The sequence below is a fragment of the Neorhizobium sp. R1-B genome (genome assembly GCF_004368875.1).
Classification (GTDB): domain Bacteria; phylum Pseudomonadota; class Alphaproteobacteria; order Rhizobiales; family Rhizobiaceae; genus Neorhizobium; species Neorhizobium huautlense.
Genome location: NZ_SOEM01000007.1, coordinates 74254 through 89590, shown reverse-complemented (window position 1 = coordinate 89590; position 15337 = coordinate 74254). Strand labels below are relative to the sequence as shown.

General features: G+C 60.5%; 17 protein-coding genes and 1 pseudogene. 10 read left to right on the top strand and 8 right to left on the bottom strand.

The window, feature by feature from the left end:
- Nucleotide 1: 1 nt before the first annotated feature.
- The 5 genes from EDE05_RS12445 to EDE05_RS12425 all read right to left on the bottom strand — a co-directional run bounded on the left by EDE05_RS12445 (nucleotide 2) and on the right by EDE05_RS12425 (nucleotide 3828).
- Nucleotides 2-235 carry a sulfurtransferase TusA family protein gene (locus EDE05_RS12445; RefSeq protein ID WP_132410896.1) on the bottom strand — a complete coding sequence of 78 codons (234 nt, stop codon included), beginning with the start codon at nucleotides 233-235 and terminating at the stop codon, nucleotides 2-4.
- Nucleotides 232-1515, bottom strand: a complete 1284-nt coding sequence (locus EDE05_RS12440) for a murein L,D-transpeptidase family protein (protein WP_132410898.1) — start codon at nucleotides 1513-1515, stop codon at nucleotides 232-234. Before EDE05_RS12440 ends, EDE05_RS12445 begins: the two co-directional genes overlap by 4 nt.
- A 180-nt stretch (nucleotides 1516-1695) precedes the next feature.
- Nucleotides 1696-2649: an acetyl-CoA carboxylase carboxyltransferase subunit alpha gene (locus EDE05_RS12435; protein ID WP_132410900.1), complete on the bottom strand. Its 954-nt coding sequence runs from the start codon at nucleotides 2647-2649 to the stop codon at nucleotides 1696-1698.
- Between the two features lie 63 nt (nucleotides 2650-2712).
- Nucleotides 2713-3657, bottom strand: coding sequence for a site-specific tyrosine recombinase XerD (gene xerD, locus EDE05_RS12430; RefSeq protein WP_105372704.1), 945 nt, complete (start codon nucleotides 3655-3657; stop codon nucleotides 2713-2715).
- A gap of 12 nt (nucleotides 3658-3669) precedes the next feature.
- Entirely contained in the window at nucleotides 3670-3828 is a 159-nt protein-coding gene (locus tag EDE05_RS12425; protein ID WP_105372703.1) for a hypothetical protein, read from the bottom strand.
- 144 nt (nucleotides 3829-3972) lie between these two features.
- Between EDE05_RS12425 and EDE05_RS12420 the strand changes: the two genes are divergently transcribed.
- The 3 genes and pseudogenes from EDE05_RS12420 to EDE05_RS12410 all read left to right on the top strand — a co-directional run.
- Nucleotides 3973-4572, top strand: a complete 600-nt coding sequence (locus EDE05_RS12420; protein ID WP_105372777.1) for a shikimate kinase — start codon at nucleotides 3973-3975, stop codon at nucleotides 4570-4572.
- On the top strand, nucleotides 4569-5711 hold the full coding sequence (gene aroB / locus EDE05_RS12415) for a 3-dehydroquinate synthase (RefSeq protein WP_205839342.1): 1143 nt from the start codon (nucleotides 4569-4571) through the stop codon (nucleotides 5709-5711). Before EDE05_RS12420 ends, aroB begins: the two co-directional genes overlap by 4 nt.
- Nucleotides 5712-5722: 11 nt before the next feature.
- Nucleotides 5723-6595: pseudogene (locus EDE05_RS12410) on the top strand (transporter associated domain-containing protein); the annotation flags it as partial.
- 57 nt (nucleotides 6596-6652) lie between these two features.
- On the opposite strand, the gene EDE05_RS12405 reads toward EDE05_RS12410, so the two are convergent.
- Complete coding sequence (locus tag EDE05_RS12405) at nucleotides 6653-6934, bottom strand: BolA family transcriptional regulator (protein WP_105372701.1); 282 nt, start codon at nucleotides 6932-6934, stop codon at nucleotides 6653-6655.
- 103 nt (nucleotides 6935-7037) lie between these two features.
- Here EDE05_RS12405 and EDE05_RS12400 point away from each other — a divergent pair, with 103 nt between their 5' ends.
- The 4 genes from EDE05_RS12400 (at nucleotide 7038) to EDE05_RS12385 (ending at nucleotide 11634) form a co-directional block, all read left to right on the top strand.
- The gene (locus EDE05_RS12400) at nucleotides 7038-7667 is read left to right on the top strand and encodes a J domain-containing protein (RefSeq protein ID WP_105372700.1); all 630 of its coding nucleotides are present in this window, start codon (nucleotides 7038-7040) and stop codon (nucleotides 7665-7667) included.
- A gap of 62 nt (nucleotides 7668-7729) precedes the next feature.
- Nucleotides 7730-8722 (top strand): cobaltochelatase subunit CobS, encoded by a 993-nt coding sequence (gene cobS / locus EDE05_RS12395; RefSeq protein WP_105372699.1) that lies wholly within the window; start codon nucleotides 7730-7732, stop codon nucleotides 8720-8722.
- 15 nt (nucleotides 8723-8737) lie between these two features.
- On the top strand, nucleotides 8738-10636 hold the full coding sequence (cobT, locus tag EDE05_RS12390; RefSeq protein ID WP_105372698.1) for a cobaltochelatase subunit CobT: 1899 nt from the start codon (nucleotides 8738-8740) through the stop codon (nucleotides 10634-10636).
- Nucleotides 10637-10644: 8 nt separating this feature from the next.
- Nucleotides 10645-11634 carry an esterase-like activity of phytase family protein gene (locus tag EDE05_RS12385; protein ID WP_105372697.1) on the top strand — a complete coding sequence of 330 codons (990 nt, stop codon included), beginning with the start codon at nucleotides 10645-10647 and terminating at the stop codon, nucleotides 11632-11634.
- 21 nt (nucleotides 11635-11655) lie between these two features.
- Here the strand turns inward: EDE05_RS12385 and EDE05_RS12380 are convergent, their stop codons facing one another.
- Together EDE05_RS12380 and rpmB are read right to left on the bottom strand one after the other, a co-directional pair.
- Nucleotides 11656-12294: a VUT family protein gene (locus EDE05_RS12380; RefSeq protein ID WP_132410902.1), complete on the bottom strand. Its 639-nt coding sequence runs from the start codon at nucleotides 12292-12294 to the stop codon at nucleotides 11656-11658.
- 115 nt (nucleotides 12295-12409) lie between these two features.
- Complete coding sequence (rpmB, locus tag EDE05_RS12375; protein ID WP_105372695.1) at nucleotides 12410-12700, bottom strand: 50S ribosomal protein L28; 291 nt, start codon at nucleotides 12698-12700, stop codon at nucleotides 12410-12412.
- A gap of 249 nt (nucleotides 12701-12949) precedes the next feature.
- Here rpmB and EDE05_RS12370 point away from each other — a divergent pair, with 249 nt between their 5' ends.
- Genes EDE05_RS12370 through EDE05_RS12360 form a run of 3 tightly spaced genes read left to right on the top strand, consistent with a single transcriptional unit; the run spans nucleotide 12950 to nucleotide 15328 of the window.
- Nucleotides 12950-13720: a DUF3108 domain-containing protein gene (locus tag EDE05_RS12370; RefSeq protein ID WP_105372694.1), complete on the top strand. Its 771-nt coding sequence runs from the start codon at nucleotides 12950-12952 to the stop codon at nucleotides 13718-13720.
- A gap of 31 nt (nucleotides 13721-13751) precedes the next feature.
- Entirely contained in the window at nucleotides 13752-14639 is an 888-nt protein-coding gene (locus EDE05_RS12365; RefSeq protein WP_105372775.1) for an EamA family transporter, read from the top strand.
- A gap of 35 nt (nucleotides 14640-14674) precedes the next feature.
- Entirely contained in the window at nucleotides 14675-15328 is a 654-nt protein-coding gene (locus EDE05_RS12360) for a lysoplasmalogenase family protein (protein WP_132410904.1), read from the top strand.
- Nucleotides 15329-15337: the final 9 nt, after the last annotated feature.

Here is a 15337-nt window from a genome sequence, read left to right as displayed (position 1 = left end):
GTCAACCCTTGCGGATCAGAAAGCGATGACCGGTTTCGGTCTTTTCCGAACGGATGATCTGGTGGCCTTCCTGGCTGCAGAAATGCGGGATGTCGATCCCGGCAAGCGGGTCGGTGGTCTCGATCAGGAGTTCGGTGCCGCTGTGCATTTCCTTGAGCCGGCGCCGGGTCTTCAGCACGGGCAGTGGACACTTCAGGCCTCTCAGATCATAGAGGCCTTCGGTCGCCACGCTCACTCCTTGCTCCAGAACTTCCAGAACGGCTTCTTCTTCTCCTCGGTGATCGGGGGAGCCGCATAGGCAAGCGGGTTCTGTGCGGGAATCGGAACCGTGGTTGTGGTGCCCTGAGCAGAAGCGACGGTCGCAGTGGAGGCCGGTGCGTTGTCGCCCGGTACGCGATCCTGCTTCATGCGCTCGGCGGCAGTCGCAGCGCGCGGCGAAGGAGCGGCGGACGCAAGCACGGTATTGGCAGGCTTCGGCTGGGCCGCTGCCATCCGCTTTTCCATCATTTCCTTGAATTCTGCTTCGCTCATCAGCTTGCCGGCCTCAAGCGACGTGCCGGTCGGCGCATAAGCAAGCTCGCGGCCCTTGCGCTTGGCGGCAACCACTGCCTTGCGTTCGGCTTCCGTCGGCTCATACCAGACCTTGCCCTCGAACTTGTCGATGGCTTTCTGGTAGGCGACCTCGTAGGTCTTGCCGTAGGATGTCAGAGCGCTTGCAAGCGCCGGCGGTGTGGACATCGGCGGGCAGGCCGCGGCAGCCGGGCCGAACTTGCCGTCACCGTCAAGCTGCTGGTTGAACACATATTTTTTCTCGCAGACGGCCACTTCCGGCGGGCGTTTGGTGACTTCGAAATGGTCGTAGCCTGCCTTCACCATCTTCCAGAAATCGTAATTCGGATTGTCGCGGTGACGTGCCATGTTTTCCGCCGTCATCCGGAAGGGGAAGGCCTGAAGCTGCACCGTGGTCTGGCCGCCCTTGAACGCATCGCGGGCAAATGCGTAGATTTCCAGAACCTGCTCGTCGGTCATGGAATAGCAGCCGGACGACGAACAGGCGCCATGGATCATCAGGTTCGATCCGCTGCGGCCGTTTGCCTGGTCATAGCGGTTGGGAAATCCGGTATTGATGGCGAGATAATATTTCGAGTTCGGGTTCAGGTGCGCCGGCGTCAGGTTGTAGAAACCTTCAGGCGCCTGACGGTCGCCTTCCTTGACTTTCGGACCCAGCTTCCCGGACCAGGCGCATATCTGATAGCTGGCGATCACGTCGAAGCGATTGTCGGCCTTCGCCTTCCAGACCTCCAGCACCCCTTCTTCCTTGAAGATGCGGATCATGATCGGCGAATTGCGCGGCATGTTCTTCTTCTGCATTTCCGCAACGATGCGGGAAGGCAGAGGCTGTTCGACCTTGTTCTTGACGCTCTTGAGGTCAATACTTGCGGAATCGAGCGTGTCATTGCAGCCCGTTAGGGCGGTCGCGACGAGAAAGGCGAGAGCGATGTGTTTCAGGCGCATCGAGACGGACCACATGAACTTGGAACGTTTACCGGGTTCGGTACTGGCTACAATCAATAAAGCGGTAAGCTTTACATCTTCTTAACCGCTTCGATCCGCCTGTCTAGAGAAACCGTCCCAGTTTCACTGTTATCAGCAATATGGCTAAATTTGGCTGTTTCGGCGAGAAACGTCGACAGATCAGAGGTTGCGGCCGATATCGAGGAACTTTTGCCGGCGTGCGGCTCTCAATTCCTCGCCCGAAAGCCTGCTCATGTCCTGAAGCGCCGAAGCGATCACCGTGCCGGTTGCTGCAATCACCGTGTCGGGCTCGCGATGCGCGCCGCCGACGGGTTCTGGGATGATCTCGTCGATGATGCCGAGAGCCTTCAAGTCTTCGGCGGTTATCTTCATGTTCGTCGCAGCCTCGCGGGCACGGGTCGAATCGCGCCAGAGAATAGAGGCGGCACCTTCAGGAGAAATGACCGAATAGATCGAATGTTCGAGCATGTAGACGCGGTTGCCGGTGGCGATGGCGATCGCTCCGCCGGAGCCGCCCTCGCCGATAACAATGGAAATCATCGGAACCTTGACGGCAAGGCACATCTCGGTGGAGCGGGCGATTGCTTCCGCCTGGCCGCGCTCTTCGGCGCCGACCCCGGGATAAGCGCCGGCAGTATCCACCAGCGTGATCACGGGCAGGCCGAAGCGGTCGGCCATTTCCATGACGCGGATCGCCTTGCGATAACCTTCCGGGCGAGGGCTGCCGAAATTGTGCTTGAGGCGCGTCTTGGTGTCATGGCCTTTTTCCTGGCCGATGACGGCGACCGGCATGCCGTTGAATCGGGCAAGGCCGGACTGGATGGCGGCGTCCTCGCCGAAATTGCGATCGCCCGCAAGCGGCGTGAAATCGGTAAACAGCTTTGCGGCGTAGTCGACGAAGTGAGGGCGCTGCGGATGGCGCGCGACCTGTGTTTTTTCCCAGGCGCCAAGCTTGGCGTAGATTTCCCTGGTCGCTTCCCTGACCCGGCTTTCGAGCCTGCCGATCTCTTCGGACGTATCGATGCTCTCGTCTTCCGAGGCAAGCTTTTTGAGCTCGTGGATTTTTCCTTCGAGGTCAGAGATTGGCTTTTCGAAATCGAGATAGGTCTGCATGAGATCCGGTTTCCGGTTGTTTATCTCGGGAACAAGAGGGTCCCCAATTTCGGTTTGGCGCCTCTAATCCCGGTTTTTGGCCTGTTTTGCAAGAGGGTGATGCGTTTCGACCAGTTCGCGCAGCCGTTCTTCCAATACATGCGTATAGATTTGCGTGGTGGAAATGTCTGAATGTCCAAGCAACTCCTGTACCACGCGAAGGTCCGCTCCGTTCTGCAAAAGATGGCTGGCAAAGGCATGGCGCATCACATGCGGGGAGATTGCGGCGGCTCTAAGTCCCGCCCGCGCGGCGAGCGCCTTGAGATCGCGGGCGAAAACCTGTCGCGGAAGATAGCCTTCCTTGCCGGCGGAAGGGAAAAGCCAGGGGCTGCTGCCGGTCTTTGCGAGGGAGGCCTGGCGGAAACCGCTATAGGTCTTGAGGGCGGCGATGGCGGCGCGGGAGAGCGGGACCAGACGCTCCTTGTTGCCTTTTCCCTTGATGATGAGGAACCGGCCTTCCTGATCCAGGACTTTTGCCGGCAGCGATACCAGTTCACTGACGCGCATGCCGGTGGCATAGAGAAGTTCGAGCAGCGCCAGCATTCTGACGCGGGAAAGCTGATCCGGTGCAGGGTCGGCTGCCTCCTTGGCCGCAAATTCGAGCAGCCGTGTTACCTCGCCCTCGCCCATCGTTTTCGGCAACGTCCGGCCTTTTTTGGGCGCGTCGAGGATTGCCGTCGGATCATCGCCCCGCAAGCCCTCCGCATAAAGGAACTTGTAGAATTGCCGCATGGCGGAGAGCCGTCTTGCCTGGGAGGATGCAGCAAAACCCTGTTTGCTGAGGTGGGTGAGATAGGCTGCGAGGTTATTGCTTGCCGCAGTCAGCGGAGAAGTCCCGATCACCGCCAGGAAGGAATGGAGGTCTTCGAGGTCGCGTTCATACGAAGCCAGCGTGTTGCCGGCAGCCCCCCTCTCGGCGCTCATCATTTCGAGAAAGGCTTCGATGTGGGCGGCGGAGAGATCGACCATCGCTGTCTTTCGCTATTTCTGCGGGGGAGCCGGATTCAGCCGCTCCGAAGGGATGCGCACGGTGACATCACGCTCGCGCGGATCCACCAGGGTCACAAGCGCCACCATGCTTCCATAGACGATGCCCGCAATCACAGCCAGCACGAACAGGAAGCGGAAAAGGGTGGGCATCGAAAACTCCGTGACGTTGCGACGCAATATATCGATAAAGGTTTACCGAACCACAAGAACAAACAATCCTCCATCGTCTTTGGGGGCAATGGCTTGACGCTGCCCAAGCATTTGTCGATACCGTTTTTCAAACGGACTACGATGATGACTGAAGCTGCTACCTCCGCCGGCCCGACACTCAGCGAACAGGCGCGTGCCGTGCTCGGTTCGCGCAATCTGATCTTCGTCGGCCTTATGGGCGCCGGGAAATCGGTGATCGGCCGGCTGGTGGCGCAGAGCCTGTCGATTCCGTTCATCGACACCGATGCGGAGATCGAGAAGGTTTCGCGGATGACGATCAGCGAGCTCTTCGCAGCCTACGGGGAGGTGGAATTTCGCGCATTGGAAACGCGGGTCATCGAGCGCCTCCTGAGGAATGGGCCACGCGTCATCTCCACCGGCGGCGGCGCCTTCATCAACGAAAATACCAGACGACAGATCAAGGCGGGCGGCATCTCGGTCTGGCTGAAAGCCGATCTCGATGTTTTGTGGGAGCGGGTGAACAAACGCGATCATCGACCGTTGCTCAAGACCGAGAACCCGAAGCAGACGCTCGAGAATTTGATGAACCAGCGATATCCGATCTATGCAGAGGCGGATCTGACCGTCCGGTCGGAGAATGTCCGTAAGGATGTGATGGCCAATGCGGTGCTTGCCGCCATTGTTGCCATCGGCAAGCGTCCCAATGAAGGTGAGTTGCAATGAATATGTCGTCCCGATCTCCGGACCGTCCTCTGGAGCGTGTTGTGCACGTACCGCTTGGCGAGCGGGCCTACGATATCCTGATCGGCCCAGGCTTGATTGGCCGCGCCGGCGGCGAGATCACGTCGCGGCTTAGGGGACGCAAAGCTGCGATCATCACAGACGAACACGTTGCGCCGCTTTATCTGGAAGCGCTGATGGACAGCCTGCAGACGGACGGCATCGAGGCGGTATCGCTGACATTGCCGGCGGGGGAGAAGACCAAGAGCCTTGAGCATCTTGCGACAGTCGCCGACATGGTACTGGCAGCGCGGATCGAACGAAACGATGCGGTGATCGCGCTCGGCGGCGGCGTGATCGGCGATCTCGCCGGATTTGCCGCCGGTATCGTGCGGCGGGGCGTGCGCTTCGTGCAGATCCCGACCACGCTTCTGGCGCAGGTGGATTCGTCTGTAGGGGGCAAGACCGGCATCAATACCCGGCATGGCAAGAACCTGCTCGGCGTCTTCCACCAGCCCGACCTTGTCCTTGCCGATACGGCCGCGCTCGATTCGCTTTCGGTGCGGGAGTTCCGCGCCGGTTATGCGGAAGTCGCCAAATACGGGCTGATCGACAAGCCCGACTTCTTCGTCTGGCTCGAGAAGAACTGGAAGCATGTTTTTGACGGCGGCGCAGAGCGGATCGAAGCGATCGCCGCGAGCTGCCAGGCCAAAGCAGACGTGGTCGTGGAAGACGAGCGCGAGAACGGCCGGCGCGCCCTTCTCAACCTTGGCCACACCTTCGGGCATGCGTTGGAAGCGGCAACCAACTATGACAGTAGCCGACTGGTGCATGGCGAAGGCGTGGCAATCGGCATGGTTCTGGCGCACCAGTTTTCTGCACGGCTCAATCTTGCGAGCCCGGACGATGCCCAGCGCGTCGCTGCACACCTGAAAGCCGTCGGATTGCCGATCTCGATGAACGACATTCCCGGCGAGCTGCCGCCTACCGAGAGGCTTCTGGAGGCGATCACGCAGGACAAAAAGGTCAAGAGCGGCAAGCTTACTTTCATCCTCACGCACGGTATCGGCCAGTCGTTCGTTGCGGATGACGTTCCGTCTTCCGAGGTGCTTGGATTTCTGGAGGAAAAGCGGCCGAAATGACATCCAAGGGAGGCCTGCTTTCGCGCGCTGTCAACGCGGTGATCCGCGGGCTGCTTCGTTCGTTCGGCGTTTCTCTTTCACAGGAAACCCTCACGCTCTCCACGCATGACGATCTGCATGCGGCACTCGACGCGATGCACCGCGACCGCAATTTCGACCGTCAGGACCGCGACCGTTTGAGCGGCCTCTTCGAACTCGAAGAACTGGAGGTCTCGGATGTCATGAAGCACCGCACTGCGATGCGGGCGATCAATGCCGACGATCCGCCGGAAGTCGTGGTGCGCACGGTGCTCGAAAGTCCTTATACCCGCATGCCTGTCTGGCGGAACTCGACGGAGAACATCATTGGCGTCGTGCATGCCAAGGATCTGCTGCGTGCTCTTGCAGACCAGAATGTGCATCCGGAAAGCATCGAAATCGTCAAAATTGCGCAGAAGCCATGGTTCGTGCCTGACAGCACGAGTCTTAAGGATCAGCTGAATGCTTTTCTGCGTCGCAAGATGCATTTTGCGGTGGTTGTCGATGAATATGGCGAGGTGCAGGGGATCGTCACCCTGGAGGATATTCTGGAGGAGATTGTCGGCGATATCGCCGACGAGCACGACATCGAGATCCAGGGGGTGCGCCAGGAGGCGGATGGTTCGATCGTGGTCGATGGTTCGGTGCCAATCCGCGACTTGAATCGCGCGCTCGACTGGAACCTCCCCGACACGGAAGCGACGACGATTGCGGGCCTCGTCATCCACGAATCGAAGCTGATCCCGGAAGAGCGGCAGGCGTTCACGTTTTACGGCAAACGGTTCATCGTGATGAAGCGGGAGAAGAACCGGATTACGAGATTGAGGATACGGCCGGCGGAAGACGTCACTCTGCCGGCGGAATAGGGGCTTTCCGCAAGCCATCCCTTGCTGGCGTGCTGTCCTGCTCCTATCTAAGACCCGTCACCAGCGGGTCGGTTCGCCCGGTGCGGCTGTCTCCACCGCGAGGGCGTGGAGCCCGGCGTCAAGTTCAGGCTTCAGAAGCGCATTCACCATCCGATGCCGATCGATCCGGCTCAATCCTGAAAATTTTCCCGAGACGATGCGGACTCGCATGTGAGTTCCCTCCGCTCCCGTGAAATGTGGCTGATGACCGGCGTGCTGCTGGCTTTCATCGATGACATACAGCCGTTCCGGTTCGAGATGTTCGGCAAGCGTGGCTTCGATACGGTCTCGGGCGGACATGGTTGGCTCCGTTGCGATGCGAGAGGGGCATCCCACAAACCAGTAAGAAAGCGCTTTGTCAATTCTTGCCGCGCCCTGTTCGCCACCCCATAATGAGGGCCTTATGAAACTCGACTCCAAATATTTCGACCGTATCCGGACGCGCCGGAAAAGGGAGGAGGACACGCCTCCCCAGGCACCGACTTGCCAATGGGACGGGTGCGACAAACCCGGTGCCCATCGCGCCCCCGTCGGCCGCAACGCCGAAGGGCAGTTTTTCCTGTTCTGCTTCGAGCACGTCAAGGAATACAACAAGGGCTACAATTATTTCTCCGGCCTCTCGGACACGGAGATCGCGCGCTATCAGAAGGAGGCGATCACCGGCCATCGGCCCACCTGGACCGTCGGCGTCAACAAGGCTGCCAAGGATGCGCCGCTGCACACTACGGCGCGCTCGGGAGCTCCGGGCGCGCAACAGCGGTTCAAGGATCCCTTTGGCTTCGTATCTCAGGCACGCGCCGGGGGCGGATCGCGCTTCCAGACGCAGGGGCGCAAGCTCAAGACTCTCGAGGCGAAGGCTTTCGATACAATGGGCCTGGCGGCCAATGCCACGGGCAGCGAGATCAAGAGCCGCTACAAGGACCTGGTCAAGAAGCATCACCCGGATGCAAACGGCGGAGACCGCGGTTCCGAAGAACGTTTTCGCGCCGTTATTCAAGCATATCAGTTGTTGAAGCAGGCGGGTTTCTGCTAAGCCGTAAAAATTATGGCAGTGAGGACGACGGCTCGGGCGGCGGCTCGCGCCTTGGAGAGATGATGAGTAAGATTGATCTAGACATTTCCAATCTTCCCGATACCACCGTTTCGGTTCGGGAAGCTTTCGGCATCGATACCGATTTGAAGGTTCCCGCCTACAGCAACGGCGACCCGTACGTTCCGGACCTCGATCCCGACTATCTTTTCGACCGCGATACCACCCTCGCCATTCTCGCAGGCTTCGCGCATAACCGACGCGTCATGGTATCCGGCTTTCACGGTACCGGTAAGTCGACCCATATCGAGCAGGTCGCCGCCCGCCTCAACTGGCCCTGCGTGCGCATCAACCTCGACAGCCATGTCAGCCGTATCGATCTCGTCGGCAAGGACGCGATTGTCCTGAAGGACGGCAAGCAGGTGACGGAATTCAAGGACGGCATCCTGCCCTGGGCCTACCAGCACAATGTCGCGCTTGTCTTCGACGAATACGACGCTGGCCGTCCGGACGTGATGTTCGTCATCCAGCGCGTGCTGGAATCCTCCGGCCGCCTGACCCTGCTCGACCAGAGCCGCGTCATCCGGCCTCACCCGGCATTCCGCATCTTCGCGACCGCCAACACGGTCGGCCTCGGCGATACGACCGGCCTCTATCACGGTACGCAGCAGATCAACCAGGCACAGATGGACCGCTGGTCGATCGTGACCACGCTGAACTATCTGCCGCACGAGAAGGAAGTCGATATCGTTGCCGCCAAGGTGAAGAGCTTCGGGGCGACCGCCGAAGGCCGCGAGACCGTCTCCAAGATGGTGCGCGTTGCCGATCTTACCCGCTCGGCCTTCATAAACGGCGATCTCTCGACCGTCATGAGCCCGCGTACCGTCATCACCTGGGCTGAAAACGCCGAGATCTTCGGTGATATCGCCTTTGCCTTCCGCATCACCTTCCTCAACAAGTGCGACGAACTGGAACGCACGCTGGTTGCCGAACAGTACCAGCGGGCCTTCGGCGTGGAATTGAAGGAAAGCGCCGCCAACATCGTTCTTGGAGCGTAAGCGCGGAAAAACGTCATGGCAGGTCGCGGAGACAATTCGAAAGCCAAGCCCGGCGGTCCGGTTGATACCGAGCCGCTGCGCCGGGCGATTACCGGCTGTGTGCGCTCGATCGCCGGCGACAGCGAGGTCGAGGTTTCGTTCGCCAACGAGCGGCCGGGCATTGCCGGCGAGCGCATTCGCCTGCCGGAAATCTCCAAGCGGCCTACGGCGCACGAGCTTGCGGTGACCCGCGGCCTTGGCGACTCCATGGCGCTCCGGCTTGCCTGCCACGACACGAATGTCCATGCCAGCATGGCGCCTCAGGGTGCCGATGCGCGCGTGGTGTTCGATGCGGTCGAGCAGGCGCGGGTGGAATCGATCGGCGCCATCAGGATGGCGGGTGTCGCCGCCAATCTGAGTGCCATGCAGACGGAAAAATATGCAAAGGCGAATTTCTCCGGCATCGAGCGTCAGGAAGACGCGCCCGTCGGTGAGGCTATCGCCATGTTGGTACGCGAAAAGCTGACCGGCGTGAAGCCTCCGGCCAGCGCCGGCAAGGTGCTCGATCTTTGGCGGCCGTTCATAGAGGACAAGGCCGCCGGCGATCTCGACAATCTCAGGGGTGTCATCGAAGACCAGCAGGCCTTCGCCAAGCTCGTGCGTCACATGCTCACCTCCATGCAGATGGCGGAGGAGTTCGCGGACGAGGACACCGAGCCGGAGGAAATGGAGAATCCCAGCGAGGAAGACCAGCCTCGCAGCGGCGAGACCGAGAACGAGGAGATCGAAGAGGAGGCCGGCTCCGATGCCGCTCCCGCCGAGCAGAGTGAGGCCGCCGACGAGGAACTCGACGATGGCGAGATGGACGGCGCCGAAATGTCCGACGAGGACATGTCGGAAGACAGCGACGAACACTCGGAAACTCCCGGCGAAACACGTCGGCCCAACAGCCCCTTCGACGATTTCAACGAGAAGGTCGATTACAGGATCTTCACCCAGGAATTCGATGAAGAGGTCACGGCCGAGGAGCTTTGTGACGAGGCCGAACTCGATCGCCTGCGCGCTTTTCTCGACAAACAGCTTGCTCACCTGCAGGGCGCGGTTGGCCGGCTGGCAAACCGCCTGCAGCGCCGTCTGATGGCGCAGCAGAACCGCTCCTGGGATTTCGACCTCGAAGAAGGTTACCTCGATCCGGCGCGCCTCGTGCGCCTGATCATCGATCCGATGCAGCCGCTCTCCTTCAAGAAGGAGCGCGATACCCAGTTCCGCGATACGGTTGTCTCGCTCGTCATCGACAATTCGGGATCGATGCGCGGCCGGCCGATCACTGTCGCAGCAACCTGCGCGGACATTCTTGCCCGCACGCTGGAGCGCTGCGGCGTCAAGGTGGAGATCCTCGGCTTCACCACGAAAGCCTGGAAGGGCGGTCAGTCGCGCGAAAAATGGTTGGCAGGCGGAAAACCCGCCACGCCCGGGCGTTTGAATGACCTCCGACACATCGTCTACAAGTCGGCCGATGCCCCCTGGCGCCGCTCCCGCCGTAATCTCGGCCTGATGATGCGCGAGGGGCTGCTCAAGGAGAATATCGACGGCGAAGCACTGATGTGGGCGCACCAACGCCTGATCCATCGTCCGGAGCAGCGCAAGATCCTGATGATGATCTCCGACGGCGCGCCGGTCGACGATTCGACGCTGTCGGTCAATCCGGGCAATTATCTCGAACGGCACTTGCGGGCCGTCATTGAGCAGATCGAGACCCGTTCGCCTGTTGAACTGCTGGCGATCGGCATCGGCCACGACGTTACCCGGTATTATCGAAAGGCTGTGACGATCGTCGATGCCGACGAACTTGCCGGCGCGATGACCGAGCAGCTTGCCGAACTGTTTGCGGAAAAGGGTGGCAAGCCCGCTGGCCGTATGCGTCGGGCAAGCTGAGGTATCCTTTGAAGCTTGCGCGCTTCACCCTTTGCCTCGGCATTTTTGGCGTTCTGGCGTCGCCGGTTGCGCCGGCAACCCAAACCGTGTCGATTACCGCTCGGGCGATCACCCAGTTCAAGGCGGGGTCGAAGGAGACCCGGTTCGGTGCTTTGGAGTTCCTCGGGGGCATTCAGTTCTCGTCGTCGGATGGGCGGCTGCAATCCTTGTCGGCCATCCGGTTTCGCCCGGATGGAAGCAGCTTCGTGTCCGTCCTCGACACGGGGGAATGGCTGAGCGGCCGGATCGAGCGCGATGCAGCAGGCCGACTTTCCGGGCTGGTGGAGCTTTCGATCAACCCGATCCTCATCCGCGGCGATCGTGCCGGCTCCAAATACAATTCGGATGCCGAGGGGCTAGCCCTTCGGAAAGGGCAGGCGGTCGTCGGTTTCGAACAGCTGCATCGCATCGATGTCTACCCGGATCCCGGCTTCGAACAATCCGGGCCGCGGACGACGCTCGACAATCTCATCCCGCGCCGCGAATTCCGGATGAATGCCGGCATGGAAACCGTGGCGGCATCGCCGGAGGCCGGCGCTCTCAAGGGCTCGCTGATCGTCGTGACGGAGCACAGCCTCGATGACGAGGGCAACCTTTTCGCAGCAATCCTGGAAGGGCCGCTGAAGGGCGTCTTCAAGGTCGTCCGTCACGACCCCTACGACGCGACCGACGGCGCCTTCCTTCCCGACGGCGATTTCCTGCTGCTCGAGCGCCGCTTCAGTTACCTCGGCGGTCTCGGCATGCGCATCCGGCGGATCAAGGCAGAAACCATTCGTCCGGGCGCCGTAGTCGACGGCGAGGTGCTCATCGAGGCCGATATGGGCTATGCGATCGACAACATGGAAGGGCTCGACGTGATCCTGGGGGCGGAGGGCAAGCCGCACCTTATCCTCGTGTCCGACGACAACGGCAACATCCTGCAGCGCAACGTGATGCTGGAATTCCGGCTGGACCAGTGAGATCAGCCGGAATCTCTGCGCTTAGCGAGCGGCTGCGACCTGCGGCATCGGCTTCAGCACGTTCATCAACGCGCCATAGGGGAGCAGCAGCACCACTCCGACCAGGATCTTGACGACGAGATCGCCGAGCGCCCAGGAAATCCACCGCGGAGCTTCGGCTGCGAAGACGCCGAGGATCGGAGCCGAGGAGATTGCAAAATCCTCGTTCGGGCCGATGAAGGCGAAGATCGGAGCGAAGGCCAGCGAGAAGAAAAGCAGGGTATCGAGTGCGGAGCCGAGGAGGGAGCCGGCCAGCGGCGCACGCCACCAGGTCTGCCGGCGGAGTTGGTTGAAGACCGAGATGTCAAGAAGTTGGCCAATCAGAAAGGCGGTGCCCGATGCGACGGCGATCCGCGAAGGGGCCGCGACAAAGGAAAGCGTCACGCCGACGACGAAGCCCACGAGAACCACACGGCGGGCAACGCCCGCACCGAATTGCCGGTTGGCCAGATCGGTCACAAGGAATGCGACGGGATAGATGAAGGCGCCCCAGGTGAGGAGATCGCCAAGTGCGATGCCCCACAGCGTCCCCATGACAGGGAACTGGACGAGGAAATTGGAGGCGACGACAACGGCCGCCATAAGCAGGGCATAGATAAAGGTGTAGCGGGAGCTCAGCATTTTTTTTATCCTGGGTGATGCCACCAGTTGGAGGGATATGAAGGCAAGAGAAAAGGCTTGTACGGTGCTAGCCGTTCAAGCCTTCCTCAAGCCGGATGATGAAATGGCGAAGCTATTAAGCGGCTTCGGCAGTCTTCTTGGCGATCTGCCGGCGCAGCAGACGAGCGCGCATCGACAGTTCGGTTTCGTCGGACTTGAGCAGGAAGGCGTCAAGGCCGCCGCGATGTTCGACCGAACGCAGGGCATGCGCAGAAACACGCAGGCGGAAGCGCTGGCCGAGAGCGTCGGAGATCAACGTGACCTGGCAAAGGTTCGGCAGGAACCGGCGGCGGGTCTTGTTGTTGGCGTGGCTTACGTTGTTGCCGGTCTGAACGCCCTTGCCGGTCAGTTCGCACACACGAGACATGGATACACCTTTGTTCTTCTGCAATCGGATGGTACTTCCGGACAATGCCCGGCGCGCCGATCCAACTGGTCCTGATTGGAAAGTTGCGGTTCTATAGTCAGTGAGCCCCGTCCAGTCAAGCCAAAACCTTGCCCCGTGCGCAAGAGATTCCATAGGCGCTCGCATAAGGCGGCTATTTTCTTGCCATTATGGCCAGTCTATATGTTCGCGGGACGGCGCTTTCGGCGTCCCCGTCGTTCAGGGCAAATCATGATCCTTCTAGGCCGTTTCAGTGCATCCATACTCATTTTCGGCTTTGGAACCGCCTCGCTCGGCTCGGCCGAGATCCGGCATGTCAGCGAATACGACATCAAGCTCGGCATTCTGCCGATTGCCAGGGCTTCCTTTGCCAGCGAATTCGATGAGAGCGCCTACCGGATCACTGGCACTTTCAAGTCGGCGGGAATCGTCGATATCATCAGCCGAATTTCCGCCGAGACCAGCGTGAACGGACGCATGCTGGACGACAAGCTGCAGGCGGACCGTTACAATCTGGTCTACAGCGCCGGCAAGCGCACCCGCGTCTATGACGTGGAATATCGCAATGGCGACGTAACCGAAACTACGGTCAAGCCGGAGCCGAAACGCAACCCGAAAAACTGGATCCCGGTGACGGATAACGATCTTAGATCCGTGCTCGATCCACTGAGCGGTCTCATCTTTCCGGCCAGTGCCACGGTCTGCCCGAGCCGACTGCCGATCTATGACGGCGAGTCGCGCATGGATCTCGTTTTGACGCCGAAGGGCACCAAACCATTTTCGACCAAAGGGTTCGACGGTGAGGCAATCGTCTGTTCGATCCGTTATGTGCCCAAATCCGGTTTCCGGCGCGGCCGCAGCGATATCGAATATCTGAAGAAGACGCCGATGGAAATCTGGTTTGCCAAGGCACAGTCCGCAAATGTATATGCTCCCGTCTATGCCCGCATCCCGACGAGGATGGGGCAAGTCTACGTGACCGCTGTGAAATACGGCGGCTGAGGTGACGCCCGGCGGCGTCGAGGGGGCAGGAGTGAAAATCCGGGGAACACTGATCGGCTTCGCGGCGATCCTGATGTGGTCGCTTCTTGCCCTGATGACGGCTGCATCCGGCAAGATGCCGCCTTTCCAGCTTTCTGCCGTCACCTTCGCCATCGGCAGCCTGCCCGGCATCGTCCTCTTCATCTTTCGCCCGCAGCGTATCCGGCTGCTCAGGCAATCGCCGAAGGTCTGGATTACAGGGATCGGCGGCCTCTTCGGCTATCACTTTCTCTACTTTACCGCACTCAGGAATGCTCCCGCCGTCGAGGCTGGTCTGATCGCCTACCTCTGGCCGCTTTTCATCGTCGTCGGCTCGGCTTTGCTGCCGGGCGAGAAATTGCGCTGGTATCATCTGGTCGGCGCAATTTCCGGGCTTCTCGGTACGATCACCATCGTTTCCCGCAATGGCCTCTCCTTCGATGGGGCCTATACCCTCGGTTATGGCGCTGCGTTCCTCTGCGCCTTTACCTGGTCCGGTTACTCGCTGTTGACGCGGCGGTTCGATCGGGTATCGACGGATGTGGTGACCGGCTTCTGCCTCGCGACGTCCGCGCTGTCGCTGATCTGCCATCTGGCAATCGAGACGACGGTCTGGCCCGCCAGTACCGGCGAGTGGGCGGCGGTCGTCGGCCTTGGGCTTCTGCCGGTTGGCGCGGCTTTCTATGCTTGGGATTACGGTGTCAAGAACGGCGACATCCAGATCATCGGAGCGGCGAGTTATGCGGCGCCGCTTCTGTCGACGCTGATCCTCGTCGCGTCCGGGTTTGCGGAACCCGACTGGCGCATCGTGGTTGCCTGCCTGCTGATCACGGGCGGAGCGGTGCTGGCGGCGCGCGATATGCTGCGGCCGAAGCCGGTTGGAGAAGCTATTGCTGAATAGGCGTCCCCGGAAGTCCGGGGGCGTTGGGGGGAGAAATGTTCATCTTTTTATCTGGGGTGCTAGCCGCGTCCGTGGCGTCCGCACTTTTCTATTTCCGTTGGCTGGAGAAGCCGGCTGGCCAGTTTCGCGCTGTACTGAAGATGTTTCCGGTCGCACTGCTGGCGGTTTATGCCTTGTCAGCCGGCGGGCCGCTGCTTCTCGTGGCCGCACTTGCTCTGGCGGCCCTCGGCGACGCCTGCCTCGCCTATGACGGGCGATCGCCTTTCCTTGCCGGCCTGGCTGCCTTCCTTGTCTCGCATCTCGCCTTAGTCGTGCTCTTCTGGCCCTCGATCGAACCTTCGCTGATCACCGATAGCGCTTGGCGTTACGCAGCGGCCTGGTTCTTCGTTGTTCTCGCGGCCATGATGCTTCTCCTGCTTTGGCGGCCTGCCGGGCCTCTCGCAGTACCTGTCATGGTCTACGCCGCGGCGATTGTCGCGATGGCGCTCTCCGCGCTTTCGCTGAAGCCAGTCCTTCCCTCTGTTGGAGCAGCGCTTTTCGTCCTGTCGGACGCAGGGCTTGCAATTCAGAGGTTCCTGCTGAAGCCGCACGATCCGGTCACGAAGAGGCTGAAAGGCTTTATCTGGGCCACCTATTACACAGCCCAATTGGTTTACACTCTGGCCTTTACCGGGTTGCCCATTTTCTGAACCAAGGCC